General features: G+C 50.8%; 18 protein-coding genes. 6 read left to right on the top strand and 12 right to left on the bottom strand.

Annotated elements, in window-relative coordinates; genetic code table 11:
• Positions 1-7: 7 nt before the first annotated feature.
• A complete protein-coding gene (locus HWI92_RS00770; protein ID WP_204660310.1) occupies positions 8-304 on the bottom strand; it encodes a hypothetical protein in 297 nt (98 codons plus the stop codon).
• Between the two features lie 21 nt (positions 305-325).
• Positions 326-958 carry a hypothetical protein gene (locus tag HWI92_RS00765; RefSeq protein WP_204660309.1) on the bottom strand — a complete coding sequence of 211 codons (633 nt, stop codon included), beginning with the start codon at positions 956-958 and terminating at the stop codon, positions 326-328.
• A 275-nt stretch (positions 959-1,233) separates the two neighbouring features.
• On the opposite strand from HWI92_RS00765, the gene HWI92_RS00760 reads away from it, so the two are divergent.
• Positions 1,234-4,815 (top strand): sensor histidine kinase, encoded by a 3,582-nt coding sequence (locus HWI92_RS00760; protein ID WP_204660308.1) that lies wholly within the window; start codon positions 1,234-1,236, stop codon positions 4,813-4,815.
• An 11-nt stretch (positions 4,816-4,826) separates the two neighbouring features.
• Positions 4,827-5,582, top strand: coding sequence for a LytR/AlgR family response regulator transcription factor (locus HWI92_RS00755; protein ID WP_204660307.1), 756 nt, complete (start codon positions 4,827-4,829; stop codon positions 5,580-5,582).
• A gap of 1 nt (position 5,583) precedes the next feature.
• Here the strand turns inward: HWI92_RS00755 and HWI92_RS00750 are convergent, their stop codons facing one another.
• The 3 genes from HWI92_RS00750 to HWI92_RS00740 are packed head-to-tail and all read right to left on the bottom strand — an operon-like array spanning position 5,584 to position 8,854.
• Positions 5,584-5,970 carry a DUF3037 domain-containing protein gene (locus HWI92_RS00750; protein ID WP_310589504.1) on the bottom strand — a complete coding sequence of 129 codons (387 nt, stop codon included), beginning with the start codon at positions 5,968-5,970 and terminating at the stop codon, positions 5,584-5,586.
• Entirely contained in the window at positions 5,945-6,742 is a 798-nt protein-coding gene (locus tag HWI92_RS00745) for a HipA family kinase (protein WP_204660306.1), read from the bottom strand. Before HWI92_RS00745 ends, HWI92_RS00750 begins: the two co-directional genes overlap by 26 nt.
• A 45-nt stretch (positions 6,743-6,787) precedes the next feature.
• Entirely contained in the window at positions 6,788-8,854 is a 2,067-nt protein-coding gene (locus HWI92_RS00740; protein ID WP_204660305.1) for a S8 family serine peptidase, read from the bottom strand.
• Between the two features lie 475 nt (positions 8,855-9,329).
• Between HWI92_RS00740 and HWI92_RS00735 the strand changes: the two genes are divergently transcribed.
• The 4 genes from HWI92_RS00735 to HWI92_RS00720 all read left to right on the top strand — a co-directional run bounded on the left by HWI92_RS00735 (position 9,330) and on the right by HWI92_RS00720 (position 13,104).
• Positions 9,330-10,748: an Ig-like domain-containing protein gene (locus HWI92_RS00735; protein WP_204660304.1), complete on the top strand. Its 1,419-nt coding sequence runs from the start codon at positions 9,330-9,332 to the stop codon at positions 10,746-10,748.
• Positions 10,749-10,810: 62 nt separating this feature from the next.
• On the top strand, positions 10,811-11,494 hold the full coding sequence (locus tag HWI92_RS00730; protein ID WP_204660303.1) for a hypothetical protein: 684 nt from the start codon (positions 10,811-10,813) through the stop codon (positions 11,492-11,494).
• Between the two features lie 39 nt (positions 11,495-11,533).
• Complete coding sequence (locus tag HWI92_RS00725) at positions 11,534-12,622, top strand: Ig-like domain-containing protein (RefSeq protein ID WP_204660302.1); 1,089 nt, start codon at positions 11,534-11,536, stop codon at positions 12,620-12,622.
• Positions 12,623-12,780: 158 nt separating this feature from the next.
• On the top strand, positions 12,781-13,104 hold the full coding sequence (locus tag HWI92_RS00720) for a hypothetical protein (protein ID WP_204660301.1): 324 nt from the start codon (positions 12,781-12,783) through the stop codon (positions 13,102-13,104).
• 81 nt (positions 13,105-13,185) lie between these two features.
• Here the strand turns inward: HWI92_RS00720 and HWI92_RS00715 are convergent, their stop codons facing one another.
• From HWI92_RS00715 to HWI92_RS00685, 7 genes are all read right to left on the bottom strand, one after another.
• Entirely contained in the window at positions 13,186-15,828 is a 2,643-nt protein-coding gene (locus tag HWI92_RS00715; RefSeq protein ID WP_204660300.1) for a DUF7133 domain-containing protein, read from the bottom strand.
• Between the two features lie 49 nt (positions 15,829-15,877).
• Positions 15,878-16,282, bottom strand: a complete 405-nt coding sequence (locus tag HWI92_RS00710) for a nuclear transport factor 2 family protein (RefSeq protein ID WP_229248650.1) — start codon at positions 16,280-16,282, stop codon at positions 15,878-15,880.
• Positions 16,283-16,567: 285 nt separating this feature from the next.
• The gene (locus HWI92_RS00705; protein ID WP_204660298.1) at positions 16,568-16,957 is read right to left on the bottom strand and encodes a nuclear transport factor 2 family protein; all 390 of its coding nucleotides are present in this window, start codon (positions 16,955-16,957) and stop codon (positions 16,568-16,570) included.
• A gap of 60 nt (positions 16,958-17,017) precedes the next feature.
• The gene (locus HWI92_RS00700) at positions 17,018-18,313 is read right to left on the bottom strand and encodes an MFS transporter (protein ID WP_204660297.1); all 1,296 of its coding nucleotides are present in this window, start codon (positions 18,311-18,313) and stop codon (positions 17,018-17,020) included.
• On the bottom strand, positions 18,314-18,952 hold the full coding sequence (locus HWI92_RS00695; RefSeq protein WP_204660296.1) for a bifunctional 4-hydroxy-2-oxoglutarate aldolase/2-dehydro-3-deoxy-phosphogluconate aldolase: 639 nt from the start codon (positions 18,950-18,952) through the stop codon (positions 18,314-18,316).
• Positions 18,949-19,953: a 2-dehydro-3-deoxygalactonokinase gene (locus HWI92_RS00690; protein WP_204660295.1), complete on the bottom strand. Its 1,005-nt coding sequence runs from the start codon at positions 19,951-19,953 to the stop codon at positions 18,949-18,951. The genes HWI92_RS00695 and HWI92_RS00690 overlap by 4 nt, the downstream gene beginning before the upstream one ends.
• A 58-nt stretch (positions 19,954-20,011) precedes the next feature.
• Positions 20,012-22,201, bottom strand: coding sequence for an outer membrane protein assembly factor BamB family protein (locus HWI92_RS00685; protein ID WP_204660294.1), 2,190 nt, complete (start codon positions 22,199-22,201; stop codon positions 20,012-20,014).
• Positions 22,202-22,285 lie beyond the last annotated feature (84 nt).

Below are 22,285 nucleotides of genomic sequence, written 5' to 3'. Positions count from 1 at the left end.
TTGCAGGTCAGTGCCGGCCCGAGTCGATCAGGATCAGAAGGATCATGAAAGCGGAACAGGCAAGGACCGGGATAGCCGATGCGCCCACGAGCACATTGGATGCGATAAGCCAGCCTTCACTCCGGAAAATGAGAGAAAGCACGACCAGCACCACTAGTCCTGCGCCAATGGTATTAATAGGTACATTGTATTCGGCTCCGTTCGGAGAATTCATTTTGTCACGGATCGCATTGGCGGCAATCAGAACAATGGCGACACAGTCTATGATCATCCCGATCACGTACAGGTCCAGGTTTTGGTACAAAGTTTCCAGCGTTTTTTTTGGTTATTGGTTATCAACTTTACGTGGTTGAGCAGATTGAGAAAGAAGCAAACGAAAGCTTAATGCAAGCAGAAAAAGGCCGATGAAGGGACCGACATCGAGCAGACCGGCATCGCCCGGCGGAACAGGGAAAGTATATACATTCAGAATGATGAGCAGCAAGCCGAACACAGCCGCCGTAATACCCCAGAAACGAAGAATGGGAATCCGCAGGGTTGCGGCCCCGAATAACACTAGGTAGACACCGATAAACATGTCCCAAGCAACGTCCATGCCCATATCGACCATCCTGACTGCCTCCTTAACCTGGTTTCCCAGGGATGGCGGAACATCCCGGAATGGTACCTTCACCCCTATCTCTACGGCGAGCTGCGCGGAAAGGAAAATGGCGCATATACAAAATGCAAAACTGCCGAAAACAAAGGCCAGCTCGTTAACGTAAGATACCCGCTCCGCACGGATCCACTCGCGCAATACAAACAGGAAAACAATTCCGAACATTGGAAAAAACATAGCCAGCAGGAACACAATCTGATCAGGCAGGGATGTAAATACAATTATAAGGTAGCTGGTCACTGACAATACACCTGAAAATGCGCCCAAACGCTTCATTTTCACCATTTCCTGTTGTTTCATAGCGTCAATTTTCTGTAAATTCCCGGTAGTAGCAGGGTGCCAAACCAGCGCTAAAGCTGAATAAGAATACTTGTATTCACCTAAAAGAATTTTTGAACGGCTTGTATAAATTATTCTAAGGCATAATGCCCAGGTGGGTAACCTTACGGTGCTAAATCCGATGAACGCTGGGAAAAAACCTATGGATAAATGACAGCCGCCGCTGGTGCATCGGTACTCCCGGTGCATGATGTGGTGCACTATATTGCTTTCTGCTCAATCCTTTCCGTTCGCGCATGAAATGCAGACTTCTGATATACTTGCTTCTTCTCCTCATGCCCGGCCGGAGCATGGCGCAGTTTATTTTTCAAAATTTGAATGAGAATGACGGCCTCAGCGCCAGGGAAACAACCTGCCTCTACCGCGACAAAGAAGGTTTTCTGTGGATCGGTACAAGCAACGGACTGAACCGGTTTGACGGCAACCTGATACGCCGGTACAATGGCCAGAAAGGCGAAAAAGCATACTATATTAATGCAGTTCAACCTGTGGATGACGACAGGAACCTGCTCGTTGCTACGAGCCGGGGATTGATGCTGTTTGACAAGCAGGCAGGAAAATTTTTTATCGATGCGCGGATTGCGGCATTTGCAAACAAGAAAATCCTCTCCATCAAACCGGACGGAAACGGACGTTTGTGGCTGATCGCACTGAAAGAGATCTTTATTTTTGATAATAATAAGATCCGCCGGTGTGAAGAAGTTATTCCTGAAACCAAAATTTTGCAAGGCCAGAACTTTGCTTTTTCGGCTGTCACCGCCTTTTGCTGGGATGCTTTACGGCGTGGTTTCTGGGTGGGTGGGTACCGGCCCTACTTTATTGATGTTGCGCACAAAGCAGTGTATTCCAGGGCAAACAATCCTTTAAACTATCCCATTCTCAACAAGGAATTCATTACAGCGATCACGCTCGACAGGGATTATAACCTCTGGTTTGGATCCAATACCGATTTCTCGATCAACTTCTGGGACGTAAAGAAACAGGCAGTCAGGTCCTACCGTGAAATCGACGGCAAAAAACTGAGTGATGGTTTCAACTACCTGTATGTGGATCGTAAAAACCGGTTGTGGGCATCAACCTGGACTTACAGCGCTTACCTGAAAGCTCCGGATGCTCCTTTCCGTAAAATCCCTTACAGCCAGGACGACCCTAATTCCATTGCATACGGACATTTTCAGGATGCGATTGAAGATCCGGAGGGGAATATCTGGTTTGCGACCATCAATGGATTGAGTAAAAATCCGGCCAATGCTCCCCTGAATGCCATTTACAAGCTTCCGAGCTTTGACTTTACCCTGGATACCGGCTTTGCACATGCCAACGCAATTGTAGTAGACCATAATCAGATCGTAGCAGCCAAAGAGGACGGGATTGTGTTTTACAACATGGACAAGCGCGACTACCAGCGGTTTATGGTTACAAAGTCAGGTGACCTGCTCCGCAACAAATTCCTGTCCATCGCCAAAACAAGTACACGATGGTGGTTTGGCGGTGTCAACGGAGTTTATTTTCTGGATCCGGGAGCGACGTCGATTCAGCGCTTTGAGCAGGTGAAATACAAATCAGGCGGTACGTACACCAACTTTATCTTTGAGGATATCCAAGGGAAAATATGGTTTCACATTGTTGATGATGCATTGTACCGGTACGATCCGGAAAGCGGAGTATTAAAGCGGTTTGTCGGAAAAGATAAAACGAGTGGCCTGTTTGATTACAAAGGGCTTCAGAGTTATTTGCAGCTCAAAAACGGCAACCTCCTTTTTGTGCTGGAAGGTACCGGGTTTCTCCACTATGATATAAACTCCGGAAAGTTTTCGACCTCCCCTTTTATAAATAAGAACTTCTTTGTGGGCCAGTTGCTGGAAGATGAGGAAGGCGAAATCTGGGCTGCGGTGAGCAGGCGGGGGTTGCTGAAATACAATCTGGCGGGGCAATGTACCGACAGCATTACTACTGCAAACGGATTGTTGTTCGACCTTATCAGCAGTATTGCAATGGATCAGCGGAAAGTGATCTGGGTAGCAAGCTCGGAAGGGCTGCTGTTTTTTGATACCAAATCGAGGGATGTAGTCCGGTTCAGGATTAATCTCGGGAAAACGCTGCAGGATTACTGGAACTCCGTCAAAATAGTTGGAAACAAGCTGTATGCGATCATGCTGGATCATATTGTGGTGATTGACCCCTCCAAGCTGGCGAGCATCCGTGTCACCAGGCCACCTAATATTACATCTGTCAAAATTTTTGAAAAAGAGCTCGCCGGCGTCCAGAACAACAAGACGGTCCGGATCGGCTCGGATGAGGATTTTATAACGTTCCAGTTTGCCTCACTGAACCATCGCGACGTCCCCTCCCTCCAGTATGGCTACATGATGGAGGGAATCGATGATGATTGGGTCAACTCAGGGCGTTCCATGATCGTATCCTATAATCACCTGCCTCCGGGAAATTACACGTTTAAGGTCAGGAGTACCAATGAGAGTGGAAAATGGATGCCCGAGATCAACACGCTCAAAGTTCAGGTGATACCACAATGGTGGCAAACCTGGTGGTTCCGCTTCATTGTGGTGCTGGCTGTGGGCATATCACTCCGGCTGACTTACCAGGGCTTTGTAGCACGAAGACAGAAGAAGGTTTTTGAATCAACCATTGAATACTTTGCCAATTCGGTTTATGGTGAAAATTCTGTAAATGAAATATGCTGGGACATTGCCCGTAACTGCATATCCCAGCTGCATTTTGAGGATTGTGTTGTTTACCTTTTTGATAAAGAAAAAAACAAACTGATCCAAAAGGCAGCTTACGGTCCTAAAAACCTGAAAGGACACGAGATAGAAAATCCGCTTGAACTAAGTATAGGTGAAGGGATCGTTGGAGCGGCTGCGGCTACCCGCAAGCCTGTGATCGTCAGGAACACCGGGCACGACCCAAGGTACATCATGGACGATAAAAAGCGCATGTCGGAGCTGGCAGTGCCGATTATGCATGAAGGAAAGGTGATCGGGGTCGTAGATTCAGAAAACAGCCAGCCTAATTTTTTCAAAAAATCACATGCGCGCGCGCTCATGACCATTGCTTCCATCAGCGCGACCAAAATTGCCGAGGCGCAGGCCGAAGATCAGGCTTACGAGAAGGAGATTATGCTCCTGGAAATTAACAAAATGCTGGCCGAAAGCCAACTGATGGCCCTCCGCGCCCAAATGAACCCTCACTTTGTCTTCAATTGCCTCAACAGTATACAGGAGTGCATTGTGACTGAGAAATACGGTGAAGCGAGCAAGTACCTCAACAAGTTTTCAAAGCTGTTCAGGACCGTACTCAACAACTCGGACAAAAAACTGGTGACCATTGAAGAGGAACGCGACGTGCTGGAACTCTACCTTGAACTGGAACAAATGCGCTTTGGACAAACATTCACTTACCAGATCATTGTGGATGAAGAACTGGAATCCGAAGAAATCCTGCTTCCCTCCATGCTGTTGCAGCCCTATGTCGAAAACGCTTTGTGGCACGGACTCATGCATAAAAACAGCGGCGGCACCTTGCTGGTTTCTTTCGAAAAAGTGGATGATGAAGTGTTCCGGTGCACGATCGAGGATAATGGTATAGGCCGAAAAAAGTCATTTGAAATCAAACAGTATAACAGCAAGGCCAAACAACACAAATCCAAAGGGTTGCAGATCACCAAAGACCGGCTGGATCTTTTACAGCGCCAGGGCCAGCATGCTTCTGTGCACATTATTGACAAGTATGATGATGAAGGTCAGGCCAGTGGTACCTGCGTAGTAATTGAACTATCCACATTTTTGCAAAACGTTTAAATGCACACGCTATGATCCGAGCATTGATTATCGATGATGAACAAAAAGCAAGAAACATTGTCCACCGCTACCTGATCAACCTGGTACCTGAAATTGGAGAGGTCGAGCATGCAGAGTCGGTGAGCAAAGCGGTAGAAATGATGGAGTACTTTAAGCCTAACCTGGTTTTTCTGGATGTCGAAATGCCTCACCAGAATGGATTTGATTTTATTGCAGAAAAAAAGAAGGCAGAGTTCGATGTCGTTTTTACGACTGCCTACAACCAGTACGCCATCCAGGCGATCCGGTTCAGCGCACTCGACTATCTTCTTAAACCCATTGATCCGGAAGAGCTTAAAGCAGCCGTGGACCGATTTATACAAAAAAGTCAGCAACGATCTGTTTTGTACCGGGAAGATCTTTACGCCAATCTGGCAAATAACATCAAGAAGAACGATGCGAAAGAATTCAAGCTGGCAGTGCCGTCGAGTGAGGGTATTTTCTTTTTTACGCTGGACGAAGTAGTGCGGCTGGAAGCCTGTAAAAATTACACTTACATTCACCTGGACGGCAAGAGGCCTTTTATTTCAAGTAAAACGCTGAAATACTACCATGATATGCTAAGTGAATTCAACTTTATCCGCACCCATAAGTCACACCTGGTAAATCCGCTCTTTATTCAGCAGATCAGTCACAATCACCAGTTTGTACTGCTGTCTGATGGTACCCGCGTGGAAGTTTCGCGGAGGAAAAAAGATGAGGTTGAGCTGTATCTGCGGCTCAGGTAAATCAGCGCACCAGCTGATCGAATAATTTTTGAACTTCCTCATCCGGCTCACAACACATGCCCGGATGTACCCTGGACGCCTGAACGATCGAGCTGCGGATAGCAGTAAGCCAGCGAAAACGCGACGCAATCGGCAATGCCCCTATCGTACCTCCCTGCTTACCACCTTCGCTCACTGTGTGAAATGCGGCGAGGTATTCCTTCACTTCATCTATATCCGTAGCCGGGCAAAGTGCGGCCAGCCGTGCTTCATTGAGGCTGATCAGCGTTTTCAGAAATTTCTTTCCTGGACAGTACAGGATCACGCCGGCATTGATAAACTCCTCACGCTCAACCCTGGGCATCACGCGGATTACTGCATACTCAAATAAGTAACGCTCTGGCATCATCAGCTCCTTTTACAAAAACATCAGAAACAGAAAGCCGCAGGGACAGGTAGCGGGTGTAAGCCTGGCGGTGCTCCCCGGGTGACTCAAAGGGAGAGTCGCGGAGCAGCCAGTCATCGGGAATAAGGGAGACGATGTTTTCAATAACCTGATCATTTAAAATTTCCCTGAAAGCGGCATCAGTTTCAGGCAGCCGGGATGCATATCTCAGCAAGACGTGATCTTTGATCTGTACAAATGGTTTTAATGCCTGGGCCTCCCAATCATTCCAGGTATGATGAAAGTACAATGATGCGCCATGGTCTATCAGCCATAGCTCCTTATGCCAGACAAGCATATTGGTATTGCGGGCAGTACGGTCCACATTGGTGATGAAACTATCCAGCCACACGATCTTTGAAGCTGTATCCGCATCAATGCCGTTTACGACAGGGTCAAAGGTAAATGCACCTGACAAATAATGCATTGCAAGATTGAGGCCCGTGCTTGCGCGCAGCAAATCCTGAATTTCCTCGTCGGGCTCGGTACGCCCGAATGCTTCATCCAGATGTGCAAAGACGATCTCCGGCATTTTGAGGCCTAATTTGCGCGCAAGCTCACCCCCGATTAGCTCAGCAATGAGGGCCTTTGTGCCCTGCCCTGCTCCTTTGAACTTTAACACATACAGAAAACCATCGTCTGCCTCGGCTATGGCCGGCAGCGACCCGCCTTCGCGCAGGGGCGTAACGTAGCGGATCACCTGCACATCCCGGATCTCAGGTCTGGTATCATTCATGCAAACAAATTCTTAGGTTCAAGGCAGGCAATATAGGCATTTAGTTTAAACCGCAAAAACAACCTCATTGCCCTGCGCAGCCTGGCTGCCCGTATAGCTTACCTGGTGAACCATGTTTCCTGTCCTATCCCGCAGACTGATGGTTCCACCGGTATTGTTGAGTATGATCTGACTGGTTTCAAGGTCGACAGTCAAACTTGAAACCGGTGGGATAGACCCGGTGAGAAGCTGTGTGCGGTTATTTTTATCTACTATCGCCCACCCCTCGATGGATACCGGCTGGTCGCCTCCGTTTTCAAGAATTACTTTTTCGGCATTGCGGTCGCTCCCCGCCGGGTTAACGATCGCCGAGCGGATTTTTACAACTACTGCAGCCGGTGCCCCAACCCGCAGTTCCAGCGCTTTCCTGACAGCTTCACAGGCATCTGCCTTGCCGAAGCCAAACCAGTTGCTCCATGTACCATCGGCCAGTCCCTGATCTTCAAAGTTTGCCGGGAACACCGGAGAAACGTCCCAGGATGTGTCATTATCAAAGTTGGCCGGGGGAGTTTGCGGGTACGGCGTCGTATTCAGGTCCTTGGATGCTGTCTGCTGCAATACCGAAATCACTTCAAGCGCAGTAAGATCGGGATTGGCTGAAATGACCAGCCCCGCTATACCCGCGGTAAGTGGTGTAGCGCTGGATGTGCCCCCGAAGCTGTCGGTCACAGCAACGATCGAATCACCGGTAGTGGTAACGATTCCTTTCCCTTCGACGGCCAGGCGATAATAAGTGTGCACATTGTTGGTAGGTGCTGTGAGCGAGATGCCCGGACCATAATTGGAATAATGACTGCGCCTCGCGGTACTGGCCAATGCAGCGATATGCATGACTCCCGGAATACCCACCAGATTATGGGTGAACACTTTGCTGGTTTGTACTCCTACCCATACCAGCGAGTCGCCGGAGACCTGCACGCCGTGATCAAAGGGAATTTCCTGGTCGCCGGAGTACTCGATCGGACAGTTTTCATTTCCGGATGCCCAAAGAAAAACAATGCCTTTGCCACGCCGGCCACCGGTTGCGGCGAGGCTTTGAATGCGGTTCACGACCTGCTGGCTGAACATCATGGTGGGTGAGCTGCCCCAGGAATTAGAGAATACATCCACCTTGTCCGAGATATACTGAAGCACAAGCATCATCTTATTATCATCAATAAACAGGCCGCCTTCGGGCGAAGACTCCCATTTGACCGGTAGCAGCCTGCAACCCGGAGCGGCTCCTACGGTCAGTGTTCCGTCTACCTCCCCGGCGATCACGCCCGCGCAGGAGGTACCGTGATTATTATCAGGCTGATACATGCGCGACGGATCAGCACCGATGTCTGTTTTCTTCACCAGGGTATCGCGGTTAAAATATCCCCAGCCGGCGAACTTGCCTGTAGAGTCAAAATCATCGTGATCGAGCTTGCATCCGTCGTCGGCCAGGCCGATAACAACATCGGCACTGCCGTAACTATTAAGCAGCAGCCAGGCTTCTTCGCAGCGGCTCGATGAACGCGGATCATAATCTTCCGCCGGTGCAGTGCGGGTGTGCAGGTGCCATTCCAGATTGTAGGAAGGATCTGCAGGCAGGTCAAGGTACTTGGTTACCCGCTGGATAAGGTCATGCTCAGCAATCGCAATTCCGGGTTCTTCCTCGTTGATCTTCACGATCATTTTCACCGGGTTCATACCCGATTGATTGGTGAGCTGAAAAAGAAAGTCGATATCGCTGTACTGCGCCTTGATGATGAGCGCATACTTGTTGATAAATGCCGAAAGCTCGTCCGTATCCGGCTTTTTCTTGAATGTGACCATGATCCGGTCTGTGATCAGGAACTCCTGGTTTGTATCCTGAAGCTGATAGGCATGGTGCGTGGGTGCCAGGGTACGGCTTGCCGACATAACGGAATCAAGCTGATCGGCAGGTACCGTTGCGCGGAACGCCGAGGGCGAAACCTGTTCAAGTTGCTGAACACCCAGGGTAGCAATATTTTCGGGAGACATACGCGCAACAAACTGGTCGGCTTTCTTGTAGAGGGCTACTTTTTTACCATTACGGTAGGTATACACATTGTTTTGATCTGCCATGGCGCTTTTTCGGTTTTGATGTAGAAAATGATCCGGTACTATTTGAACAGAATATCATTCCAGGGGCTCCGGCGGAACAGAGGCAGGCCGGTACTGCATAGTTCAAGATAGGAAGAAAGTAGCCTTTGCACCAGCGTAGGACTACGCTTTCTGACACGGTACTTTACCCATTGCTCTTTTTAAACGTAAAATCAGCTACCGGAAGCTCAGGAGATGTACATGAGGAGTATTTTCATTTTAGTACAAATAGTACTTTACAAGTACCCGCTAATTCTTGCGGGCAATCCCGCAAAAACTGGTAATTACCTGATCAATATATAGTTAAACTAGCTGCAAAAGAGAAAATAGCTTCCCTGCAAACCAGGGCAGTTTTTCACTTTTCAAACAAATAATTCTATGTTAAAATTTGCACGAAGAACGAACCCCTACTAGATTCGTAGAAGTAATTTAGGCAACTGCATAAAGTTATTCAGTAATGTATTCAAGGTGTCTTGCCCGTTTTTTTGCAGCACTACTGGTTGTTTTGGTATACACCGGCACCTGCCTTGCACAACCCGCCAATGCAGTTTATGCAGACAAACAAACCAACGGCGGACAGCAGGCAACGGTGGGTTCATACTCGGTAACGAATCCCGATAATGCCAGAAATACCGCCGGCAATGTCAAACCGAACGACAACTTTGCTTTACTGGATGCAGGCAGCACGCTGGGCATTTCAAAAGCCTGGATACAACTTGAATTTCCAAACGAGATTACCAGCAGTGCTGCGTCGCCGGCTACGGCATACGTCCGCATCAATAATAATAACAATGCACTGACTACGTCCGGTGCAATCACCGTGACGGCCTACGACAAAAACGGCAACGCGGTTGCCCTGGTCAGCAACGAATATGCACCCTACTATACGCCCGACGGGAGTGTTTTTGTGGCCCTCAGCCCCACTGCAAGCTACAAATCCGTGAGGATCACGGTTGCCACATCGGTACTGCTCGGCAGCATCAGTTTGCAGGTTTACTATGCTTTTTACGGCCCGCAGGCTTCCAATGTATCCAACCCCTACCCATTCAGTGTATCCGATTGCGGCAAACCCAATGTTTCCACCAAAGGCAGCTCCGGCGGATTGAACCTGGGGACGTTCGATGTGTCGAATGCCGGCAATGCCATAGATGAAAGCACTTCCACCCGGTCGTCCTTTGTAGCAACCGGATTGTCTCTATTGTCAGGCCACATCAAGCAGACGTTCTTTTTCAATGGACCGTCCAATGCTGCCGATGCAGTGCGGTTTATCCTTTCACAAAGCGGATCTTTCCTTGCCGTCAACCTGGGCAACAGCCTGACTTTACAAGCTTATAATGGTTCCACACTGGTTGGATCGGCCCAGTTGGTGGCCAGCCTGCTGGATGCCGACCTGCTCGGACTTTTGGGCACAAATAATACACAGGCCGCATTTTACTTTTCGCCCAAAGATGCCGTGGGCAATCCGGTCGTATTTGACCGGGTGGAACTCGACCTGAATATCGGCACACTCGGTCTGGCACTGGGATCCAATGGAGTCAACATCCACGACGTTCGCAGGGCGCCGGATGTGCCCAATGCTTCCAATGTAAAAGCATGTACCAACATCGGGACCGCAGCGCTCGCCGCACTGGCGCCCCAGGCCGGGATTGCCGGCATCGGGAGCTTTACCTATCGCTGGTACGATTCCGTGCGATCGGGAACGCTGCTCACCGCTCAGGCCAACTGGACGGCAACAGGCCTCAACACCGCAGGGGAACGCACATACTATGCCGAAATCCAGAAAAGCGGAAGCGGCTGCATTGTCTCTCCCCGGAAAAAAGTGACCGTTACCGTAGTTGCACCGCCCGTTTCTCCGGGTGTGGCACTTACCCCATAATTGTGTCAAATGCATTTCATCAGCAGTTTTCATTTCAGTTACCACTCAATCAAACCGTTTTTATGAAAAAAAGCATCTTTACCATTTTTGCCCTGCTTGCACTGCTTGCATTCAATACCACGTCCAGGGCTGGCACTTACTACGTGGTCAGCGGCGAACCGTTTTCCCTGGCGCCGGCTTCGGGATCTACTTCGTTTTTTCAGTACCTGTGGACACTCGACCCAGGTACAGGACAGGTGATCAGGACACTTGACCAGGCGAGCGGCGGCGTGCTGACGCATACTTTTGGCGATGGAACCGCTACCTCGGCATCTTTGCACAAAATTACCCTTGGTGTACTTACCGCGCTGGACGGCTGCTTGTCCGAAGTTGTGGAGCATACCATCATTGTACTTCCGAAACTGACCGTCAGCATTACAGCTGATAAAGAGAATTTCTGCTCGAATGCTGCCGTTAATTCGAAGCTTACGGCTACGGTGTCCGCAGCTACCGGGCTGGATACCTACGGGGTGACATTATCGCCATTTGCCTGGAAACTGGGCAGCAATGCGGTTGACGGACAAACGTCATCAGTACTGAATGTTACCGCTCCCGGCACCTACTCCGCCCTGGTCACCTACGTGCTTCCAACCACGGGCAGCTTTATTCCGACAGCTTCCAAAATCGCCGGAGCTATTGTGGGAGGTACCAAGCAAATCCTCAACAATCTTCCGCTGCCTACGGCGCCTGCAATTACGCTCAACTAACCTGGCAGTATTCAGAAACCAATTGCTACGCCTACTTTCATGCATTACCTACTGACTGCCTTGTTATTGCTTGTGTCTGGTCTGTCTTTGGGTCAGGCCGGGAGCAGAGAGGTAACCATATGCAGGGAAACCACGCTCCGGCTCACAGCCGCCTCCGCCGGCGCAGCCAGCTACCAATGGTACCGGAACGATGCGCTTGTTGAAACGGAAGCGGGCCCGGAACTGGTTGTGTCGGATGAAGGTACCTATAAGGCATTTGGTGTCAATGCGGATGGATGTGTATCCGACGAGTCGGTGCATATTGTTGTTACGTTCAACAAACCGCTGGCAGTAGCGGATTTTGGCACTGCCATTAAAAATAAACTGACCACGATTGATGTGCTTGCCAATGATGAGTCGACGTGCGCACCCCTAAAACCCGCAACGCTGGCCTTGGACGAGCTACCTGAACATGGCCAGGCAACCGTCTCAGCAGGAAGCATCCTGTTTGATCCCGAGAAGGATTATACCGGGCCGGATGCATTTACCTATATCGTGAGCGACGCCAATGGTGTGGTTTCAACCAGAGGACGGGTATCAATGGACATTGTTTCGAACCCGATGCCGGTAGTACTGTCGTATTTTGATGCAACAAAAAGTGAGTCGGTAACCCGTTTGGCGTGGGGTACCAGTCTGGAAGTAAACAGCGACCATTTCAGCATTGAACGAAGCATTGACGCCAGAACCTGGACCAGTATCGCAATGCTGCCTGCTGTACCGGGAACAACGCCGGTGAGCTACCATTTTACGGACAGCCTTCCGGAGCCGGGAGTGAATTATTACCGCCTCAAAATGACCGACCGGGACAGTAGTTTCACGTACAGCAGCATCCGCTCGGTCTTTTTCCCGGAATTGTCGTGGGCCGAACTTTACCCCAATCCGGTGACCGACATGCTGCATATCGTCATCAGGAATAAAAAAGTGAGCAGGGTCAGAATGATCAGTACCTCGGGTCTGACCTTGTTTTCACAACGTGTCAGTTCATCCGACTTGATGATCAGTATGAAAAACTATGCACTGGGCCAGTATATGTTCCATTTTGAACAAAGCGACGGCGCGGTAAAAGTTTTTAAAATCTTTCACAACTGACAAATCACCCATGATCACATTACACACATGATCGAGCGCAAGCTCCTGCACGAATGCACACTATGTAGTCAGTATATGCTGAATTCCCGGTTCGCAGCCGGGATTTTTCATGGAATGGATTTTGTAAATACCGCCACATCAACAAAACTGAAAACACAATGAAAAGGCTTCAGATATGGATTATTGCCGCATTGCTTGCGGCGCCCGCCCTGACCATGGCGCAAACCAGTTCCCAATCATCCTACCAGAAAAAAACCAGGCGCACCAGCGTCACAAAGGACACCTCCGATGTGTCGGCGATATTGAAAGATACTGTCAACCAGGAAACCGGACCGATCCTGAATGACAATGGTACCGTCAGTTCCTCAGGCACTGTTGATGGCAGCCGCAGCAGCACCGGACGCAAGGATGTGGACTCGACAACTTCCTACTCGGTGAAACGTACCAAAAAAACGATGAAAGCAGAGCGAAAGAATCCGTAAGACTGATATTGCTTCAAAAAAGTAAATCCTACCCGGAATACCGGACAGGATTTACTTTTTAATGATCAACTCAGGACAACATTACTTTTTCTGCTGGGAGAGGAAAGTTACCAGCGAGGCAAGTTCTTGGTATGAAAGCTCATTGGCAAGGCCGGTCGGCATCATGGATGTTTCCATTTCCTTGCGGCTGATAATATCCGACGTTTTAATGGTATTGACCTGTCCGGCAATGTCACGGATCACCAGCTTGTCGGCCGACTCCTGCGATACAAAGCCCATGTACGTTTTGTCTCCTTTTGCCGTGATGAGTACCGACGCAAAACCCTGTGAAATGGATGCATTGGGTTTAAGAATGGATTCGGCAATCTGCTCACGGTTCATGATCGAGCCAATCTGCCCCATAAACGGCCCCTTCATCACTTCACCTTTGCTGATACTGTGGCAGGCTATGCAGCCTTGTTTTGCAAAAAGCGTCCTGCCAACTGCTGCATCACCCGGGATCTTGGCAATTGCGAGCATCACATCCTCAATCGAGGACTCTCCTACCTGGCCTTTTTTGTTTCGTATTTTTTCAAGATCCACTTTTACCTCTTCTTTCGCTACCAATACCGAGTCCCCGCCAAAATCTGCAATTTCCATGCGGTGACGGCTGTTCAGACCGGAATAAAATGCTTTGCCTGCATTGTCGGCCTTGTTCCATTGTTCGGTCAGGAATGTACGGATGGCATCAGACGACTCCCACGTGACAGCCTTGTAATATGGGCCATGGGTATCGGGGCGTGTACTCCACCACCACGATCCATCATAATCTGCTTCCTTTTTGTAAAGACGCGATAAGGTAATCAGGATATCCTTTTTCAGCTTTTCATCCGAAGTTTTGCCATAAGCTGCGATGAGGCCGTTTACAGCTTTCGGATCATGCATGTACCGCAATGCCCACAAGGCAAGGGTTGAATTTTCTGTACCGATCGCATTTACGCAGGCATCCACTGCATTCAGACTTACGAGTGAACGTACTGCAATATGGGGTGCAATGATATCGGGGTTGGGAGTTGCATGAGGACCTTCCACATCTTTGGCCGGTGCCACAAACGACGCCGGAACCTTCACTTTCAGCAGTTCACTGGCAGCCTCTGCCTTTCCCAGCCGGCCCAAACCTATTTCCGCAACCAGCTGCACGCGGGGCGATGCGTCTTTCAAACCATTCAGGAATGGTTCTGAGGGCACTTTATCAATGAAAGTTTTTCTGTCGGCCAGGGCACGCAGCGCAAACTCGCGGACAGCAGCTTCACTACTCAGCTTTACCAGGTTGGAAATACCCGAGGCTCCAGCCACTTGCGCATACGTGTAAATTCCTGCTACCCGCACAGGCAATGCCAGCTTCTGATCGGCTGCTATGGCCCACACTGCTTTTTCCGTCTCTTTGGCCGGGCGCGACAGCAGCTCCTGCTGCGCGGCAAGCCTTGCCACGCCGCTACCCGTTTTCAGGATATTCACCAGCTCCTTCACCGAAGCTTTCGGCAGGTTTGCAAAAGGCTTGTACTTCCAGCTTTTGGGAACCGCCCGCACGACAAAGCCTTTTCCGGGATCTCCGGAGTAACCTGCACCATCCCAGGCCGACAGAAACATCCGTCCCGAAGCGTCAACATCGAGGTCCGTGATCTGCGAAAGCTTGATAAATTCTTCTTCTTTCTGCTTGAAAGTCGGGCCGTCGGAAGTAACGCAGTGAATGTAAAGCTGACTTCTTCCCCAGTCGGCCATCATCGGTACATTGTTAAACTGTGCAGGCCAGGTAGGATCGTCCATAAACAATGCACCCGTGCCCGAGCCGCCCCCAAGGTCCACCAGTGCGGGGATAATTTCATCCGTAAAATGCTGGAAAAGAACCGGGTACCCATATTCTCCCGACTGGATCTGGTTGCTGAAACGAATGTTCCAGCCACCGCCATCATTGGTATTACCACGTGTGAAAATGTTCATATACGGGTCGATCGCCACATCGTAAATGTTGCGCATCCCATGCGTGTACACTTCCATCTCGGTACCGTCAGGCCGTACCCGCACAATGCCGCCACCGAGTTGCGTCAGCGTCTTTCCGGAGCGGTCTACCGCACCATGAAAACCGAAATCGCCTACTGCGATGTAAATCCACCCGTCAATGCCCATCCGGATCCCGTTGGTAGCATGGTCGGTACCGCGGGATTGCAGGAACTTGGGCGAGCTCAGATGCTGGATCAAAGGTTTGGAAGGTCCATCGGCCACACCATCCCGGTTTTTATCCTCAAAAACCACCAGGTCCATACCCGAAGCCTTGCCCGTTTCTTTTGAAAAAACGGTGTGCATCACGTAAACCTGGTCGCCCATCGCGATAATACCTCTCGGATCATCGGCCATAGCGAAAGTGGTATGCTTATCAAGCTTGCCGTCATTGTCCGAGTCCACCAGCCTGATGATCTTGCCTTTACCCGGCTCTTTGCCGAGCGAACCGATCATATCCACACCTACAAATACTTCGCCGCCCGCCGATACTGCGAGGCAGGCCGGGCTGGGCGTAATATCAGAGCCTGCAAAGTGCGTGATATCCAGCTCCTGGGGCCAGCTGGTTGCATTTCTGAGGGTATCCCTGCTTACGGTAACAGCATGATCCCCGGGCAATGGGGTATTGTTCGTGTGCCAAAAGAAAATAAGCAGCGCCGAGAGGATGCTGAAAGAAATTTTAAACATACTGCAATGAAAATGGAATGTTAGGAGATTGAAGATGGGCAAAACACCATCATGAAACGATTTTTACAGCCTGGCGGGCGATGAGCACCCATTTGCCGGATTGCTTCTGCCACACCTGAAGTACTTTCAGATTGGCGGTACCCAGATCCTTTCCGGCATCGTGCGTTGTTGCTTTGAAAACATGCCGTACGATGGCCGCGTCACCGGTTACTGTGATGGTCTGCTCGGTTTGCTCAATGCTTTCAAAATTGAATTTTCCGCTGATCAGGGAGGCGGCGAATACTTGCTGATCCTCTACCAGGCCATTGGAGTGCCCGTAGCTCAATGCTTTGGAAGTTGCTGCATTCAGGTCGGCTTCCTTGGGATCGATGAGCAGCTTACGGAAGTTTTCAACCGCAGCAGCTACCGCTGCCTCTTCTTTGGACTGGGCAAATGAACTCACTGTAACTGCCATAAGTATGATCATTGAAACGATTAAGCGCGGGAAAACAGTTTGACGGCTCATAGGATAAGGATTAGATTTTACAGATATTGACAATGGTAAAATTAAATGATCCGCGTGCAGAACCTATCATTTACACAGAAAGAAATAGTATTTTTTCAAACACGCACGATTATCCGCATCAATGTAAAATGCGGACTGGTACTATCCATTACCTGGAAAAAAGTGCGCTTGCCTGCCTCGTTCTGCCAGGAAATAAGATGGAAGATTGATGGAAAAAGATTTTGGGAGAGCTGCTTAGCTGATATCCTGAAGAAAAACAATCTTACCGTCTTTGAAACGAAAAACCGATTTGCCATGCATTTCAATGCTGTCACCGGCCTTTAATCCGTTCGGAAGCGCGGTTGCGAGTACACCTTTATAGGCAATACCCACCTCCGCCAGATCGTCTTTGAAGGTAAGCCCGGTCACGGTCTGCGTTCTTTGGCTGAAAAGCGTTGCGGCAAGTTGTGCCTGCTTTTTAAGCGCTTCCAAACCCTCGGTTGCCAGATTGATTTCGCCTGCGGATATATTTTCAAAACGTACATGATTGTCCATATCCGCCAGCATGCCGCTGATGTCGAAACGGTTATAGGCTTCAATGTATCGTGCTATGATTTGCGTGTACTTGTCGTAATCTGCTTGCATCGGCTTGCGGGATAGTCGGTCCAAATATAGTATTTCCGACGAAAATGCGGCACTACTGCATTACAGCAGCTCTTCCAGCTCCACAACCCTGGGCGTACGGGTGAGCAGATGGATAATCAGCCACGCGACCAGGTAGGTAAAGCCGCAGATCGTAAAAATGATATTGTAGCCCGCCTGGATGTTGCCGGCGGCCTTGTAGGTATCCAGCAGGCTCCCGATCAGGATCGGAAAAAGGATACCGCCCACTGCCCCTGCCATGCCGCCGATGCCTACAACGGAACTCACAGCCTGCTTCGGGAACAAATCCGATGGGAGTGTGAACACGTTGGTAGCCCATGCCTGGTGAAGGGCCACCGCCACACTGATCAAGCCCACCGCCATCCACACACCGGTCGCAAACTGGATCAGGATCACCGATAATTCCAGGAAAGCAAATGCCAGCAGTACCGTTTTACGCGCTTTCAGGGTGGGCCAGCCTCTTTTGATCAGCCAGGAGGAAAGGTAACCTCCGCCGATACTCCCCACGGTGGTCGCCGTGTAGATCAGCATCAGTTCCAGACTCGGCTTTTTCAGGTCCAGGTTAAATGTTGAGGCAAAATAGGAAGGCAGCCAGAAAAGGAAGAACCAGTAAATAGGGTCGATGAGGCCCTTGCCTGTGATATAGGCCCAGGTTTGCGAAAATGTAAAAAGCCGCGCCCACTTCACGGGCTGGCGCTCGGGGTCGTGCTCGTCCTGATCCTGCCCGCTGGCAATATAATGCAGCTCTGCATCGCTCAGGCGCTTCTGGCGGGCGGGTATGTCGTAAAAAATCATCCAGAATAACAGCCACACAAATCCAAGCGCACCGGTGATCCAGAATACCTCCTGCCATCCATACCGGCTCAAAATCCAGGGCACCAGGAGCAAGGCCACGACCACGCCCACACTGGTACCCGCGTTGAACAATCCGGTTGCCAGCGCGCGCTCTTTCCTGGGAAACCACTCCGCTACCGTTTTCACCGCGGCCGGGTAATTTCCTGCCTCACCCAGCCCGAGCCCCACGCGTGCCAGCCCAAAACCGAATGCACTCCGTGCCACCGCATGCAGCATTCCTGCGACACTCCAGAACACGATGGTAAATGCATAGCCCAGCCTGGTACCGATCTTGTCAATGAGCCAGCCGAAAACAAGTAATCCCACCGCATAGGCAGCTGTAAATGCCATCACAATGCGCGCAAAATCCGTTTCGGTCCAGCTGAACTCCTTTTCCAGGATCGGCTTCAGCAACCCGATGATCTGCCGGTCGAGGTAGTTGATCGTTGTAGCCAGAAAAAGTAACAGAACGATGATCCAGCGGTAGTGATTGATCTTGCCCATTTAAATGGAAAGTTTTTGTACAAACCGTGAAAAATGCGCTTTCAGACCCGCCCAGTCCTTTTCCTGTATTATTTTCTTGTCAAAAAGCTGGCTGCCGATTCCCAGTCCGTTAGCGCCCGCCTTCAGAAAGTCGGACATATTTTCAAGACTGACGCCGCCCGTCGGAAGGAGTTTCAGCTGGTTCATGGGTGCTTTCAGGTCTTTGATGTACTCCGGCCCCAGCGAAGTGGCAGGATATATTTTGACCATGGAAGCGCCCATCGTCCAGGCATTGTAAATCTCGGAAGGGGTAAATGCGCCCGGGAAAACAGGAATGCCTTTTTTTACGCAGGATTTGATCACCTTTTTACTGATGACGGGCGTGACGATAAATTGTGCGCCGGCATCCAGGGCATCGTTCAGGTCGTCTTTGGTACAAACAGTACCTGCACCAATGTTCAGTCCTTCCCCTTCCTCTTCCAGTGCATAGGCAATCATATCGGCAGCGCCGGGTGTGTTCATCGTAATTTCGACCGTAGTCAGCCCGGCTTCCCGGTAAATGGGCAGAATACGTTTTACGTCCTCAAAAGACACGTTCCGGATAATACCGACCAGCGGTGCCTGCTCAAAAAGCGACCAGGAAAATGAATGCTCACTCATATACTTGTTTTGTTCAATGTGATACGCTGATGTTCAAAAATGCGGATATGACCGTAAACCGCGGCCTGGTCCGACAACTCCGGAGCGATTACGCGCGTCCGGCCAGCCAGCCCGAGTGTCCGGATCGCCTGCCGGTATGGGGCCGACAGATTTTCGCCCCCGCAAAGCACCACCTGGTTGTGCGCTTCACCGGTCAGTTCGCGGAGTTCCGCGCCGATGAGCAGGCCGCTGAGGTACATCGCATTTTGTTTTTTACTTAGTAAACCAAAAAGCTGCCTGGTTCTTACTGTAAAAAGTGCATGTAAAATAGGGCTCTTCCCGCTTTCCACCACACCCAGCCTGAAAGCATCCCACAATTCAGGCGTATACTCATCGGGCTTGCTGAGGATTACAGAGTCCTTCAGAATGCTGCCGCTCACCATCAGATTGAATAGCTCGCCCGTCATGAATGTCTTGAAACCTGCCATTTTACCCTCCTGTACGTACAGGTGCTTGGAGTGTGTTCCGGGAAAAACAAAAGTGGTTTTTACATCCTCATCCACCCCGGCGAGTTCGTATAACCCGATAAGCTGTGTTTCTTCACCCCGCATCACATCGTCGCTGCTCCGTACACCCGAAACCAGCAGTATCTCGTACGGAAAAGCAGCAGAAGTGCCCAGGTACCGTACCAGCATACCGCTTGAATCCAATGCAAAAGGCACTTCTGCATACGGCAGTTCAAGCATACCGATGGATGAAGACGCCATTCCCGACACCACAACCGGAATGTTCGTCAGGTCAAACCCGGACCGGCCTCCAAGCTCGCTGATGCTGCGGAGCAACATTCCCCTGAAAAAATCTTCCCGGCTTACTCCTCCTCCACCCGCCTGCCATTCATTGAAGGTACTGCTCACCCCTTTTCCCGACATCACTTCACCCACACAGGCGCGGCTCCTGACATCGACCAGCCTCAGGCGGAAGGAGGTCGTGCCCCAGTCACAGCTCAACAGATACTTGCTCATATTCCGGTTCGTTTTGGGCAGGATGAGGATTGATGTTCTCCCGCTGATATCTGATCACTTACGGCAAGGCGAACGCGACGTATTTTCCGCCTGATTTGAGCCCGTACCGCGTGCCTCCTGCGGCAATCACCACATACTGCCGGCCGCTGGCCATGTAGGTAATGGGTGTTGCAAATCCCCCTGCAGGCAGCTGGTACTCCCATACGATCTTTCCAGTCCTGGTGTCGAAAGCGCGCATTTTTTCGTCATAAGTGGCTGCTATAAACAGCAGCCCGCCTGCCGTGACGACGGGCCCGCCATGATTTTCGGTACCCGTAGCCGGCACACCTTTCCTGCTCAGCTCAGGATACTCGCCAAGCGGCACCTTCCAGAGATACTCTCCGGTGTTGAGGTCCACTGCATTGAGCGTACCCCAGGGTGGCTTGATGGCCGGGTAATTGTCCTGATCGCGAAACTGCACATTCCCGTTATTGATATAAGGAGGCATATAGGGGAAGGCAGCATTATTTACCGGACCGGTTTGAGCTGTTTGTGCATGTACATCGCCGGGCGCCGGCTTGTTTTCCATATGGAGTAAAAACCCGATGATCGCCTGCCTGTCTTCCTTTGCAATATGCTGGAACGATGGCATCCGGCCGCGGCCTGTTTCCAGCAATGCGCTGATTTGCTCACGGCTCATGCGCTTGCCGATGTCTTTCAAAACCGGGTAAGCCTGCGAGGCCGTACTGGCGCCGCTTTTGCTGTCGGTAGCATGGCAGGCCGCGCAGTTGGTATTAAAAAGTACGTGTCCCCTGGATGCAGTCTGACCTTCGGCCTTCTCCCGGCTGTCGCGCATTTTGAGCCACCAGAGCATGTTGTTTCCATTGACATACATGATACCACCCGGGTCCGCCGCTGTGCCGCCCCACTCCGCACCTCCGCCGATACCATACAACAAGCCTCCTGTAAGGCTTGGAGGCAGGTTTTTAGGTCCTTTTGTACTGTTGGCAAACCGGTCCGACACATAGGCATGGGCCTCAGGCGTACGCGTGGTGATTTCCGCTTCCGTCAGGTTTTGTTTGGCAAAAGGTGCTGGCTTCACCGGCACGGGCTGTGTAGGCCAGGGATGCTCGCCGGGTAAGGCACCGGCTGTGGGTGCGGGTACTTCTTTGATGGGAAAAAGCGGCTTACCCGTATCGCGGTCAAATACAAAAATATACCCGTCCTTGGTCGCCTGGGCCACTGCATCAATGCTTTTTCCCTGGTGCTTCACCGTGATGAGGTTGGGCGGACACGGAATATCACGGTCCCAGAGATCATGGTGGACGGTTTGGAAATGCCAGATTCTTTTGCCTGTCCCCGCATCCAGGGCGATTACACAGTTCGCAAACAGATTGGTACCCTTGCGTGCCCCTCCGTAAAAATCAACTGAAGGTGAGCCAGTACCCAGGAAAACCATTCCCCTTTTTTCGTCCAGTACCATTCCGGCCCAGCAGTTGGCACCACCCAGCTTCCTGTACGAGTCTTCCGACCAGGTTTCGTACCCGTACTCCCCCGGCAGCGGAATGGTCCTGAAAACCCAGGCCAGCTTTCCGGTACGCACATCAAATGCCCTGATATGCCCGGGCAATGCATCTCCTCCCTCGGAAACGGACGAGCCAGTAATGAACAGATCTTTGTAAACCACTCCCGGCGTCGTGTTCCGGATGTTGAAGTTATCCAGGTTGTAGCCGTATGTTTTTTCATCTCCCAGACCTTCGTGGAAATCGACTTCCCCGTTTTTACCAAAAGAAGAAATCAGCTTGCCGGTTTCGGCATTGACCGCATACAGGGCAGCGCCGGCAGTGTACAAGATACGCTTGTCGGCACCGTCGGACCAGTAAGTAACTCCCCTGACCGGATGCAGCCGCGGCCGCTTTCCTTCAAACGGATCGAATTTCCAGAGCTCTTTCCCGGTGGCAGCATCGGCAGCGAAAAGTTTCAGGTATGGGGTAGTACCATACATAATACCGTTCACGACAATCGGCTGGCACTGCATATCCATTCCCCGCTCCGACGGGTCCTTGTTTTCACCCGTGTCGTAAGTCCAGGCAAGTTTAAGGTTCTGAACGTTCGTACGGTTAATCTGCGTAAGCGGCGAGTAACGGTTGCCTGCATGGTTGCCCCCATACACCGGCCAGTCTGTGTCTTCACGCTCCGACTGACGGAAAGTCGTCCCGAGGGCACCGGCCAGCAGCAGCAGGGCGAGCAGTGTGGTCGTTTTATTCATTGGATCGATGTTGTAATTGCATTCAATTTCCGCGGGTAGCTACCGGTACGGCTATGCCCCTGTGCATACTGCCGAACAGGCGTG

The organism is Dyadobacter sandarakinus, from assembly GCF_016894445.1.
Lineage (GTDB): Bacteria > Bacteroidota > Bacteroidia > Cytophagales > Spirosomataceae > Dyadobacter > Dyadobacter sandarakinus.
This window is presented reverse-complemented; position numbering and strand designations above follow the sequence as displayed.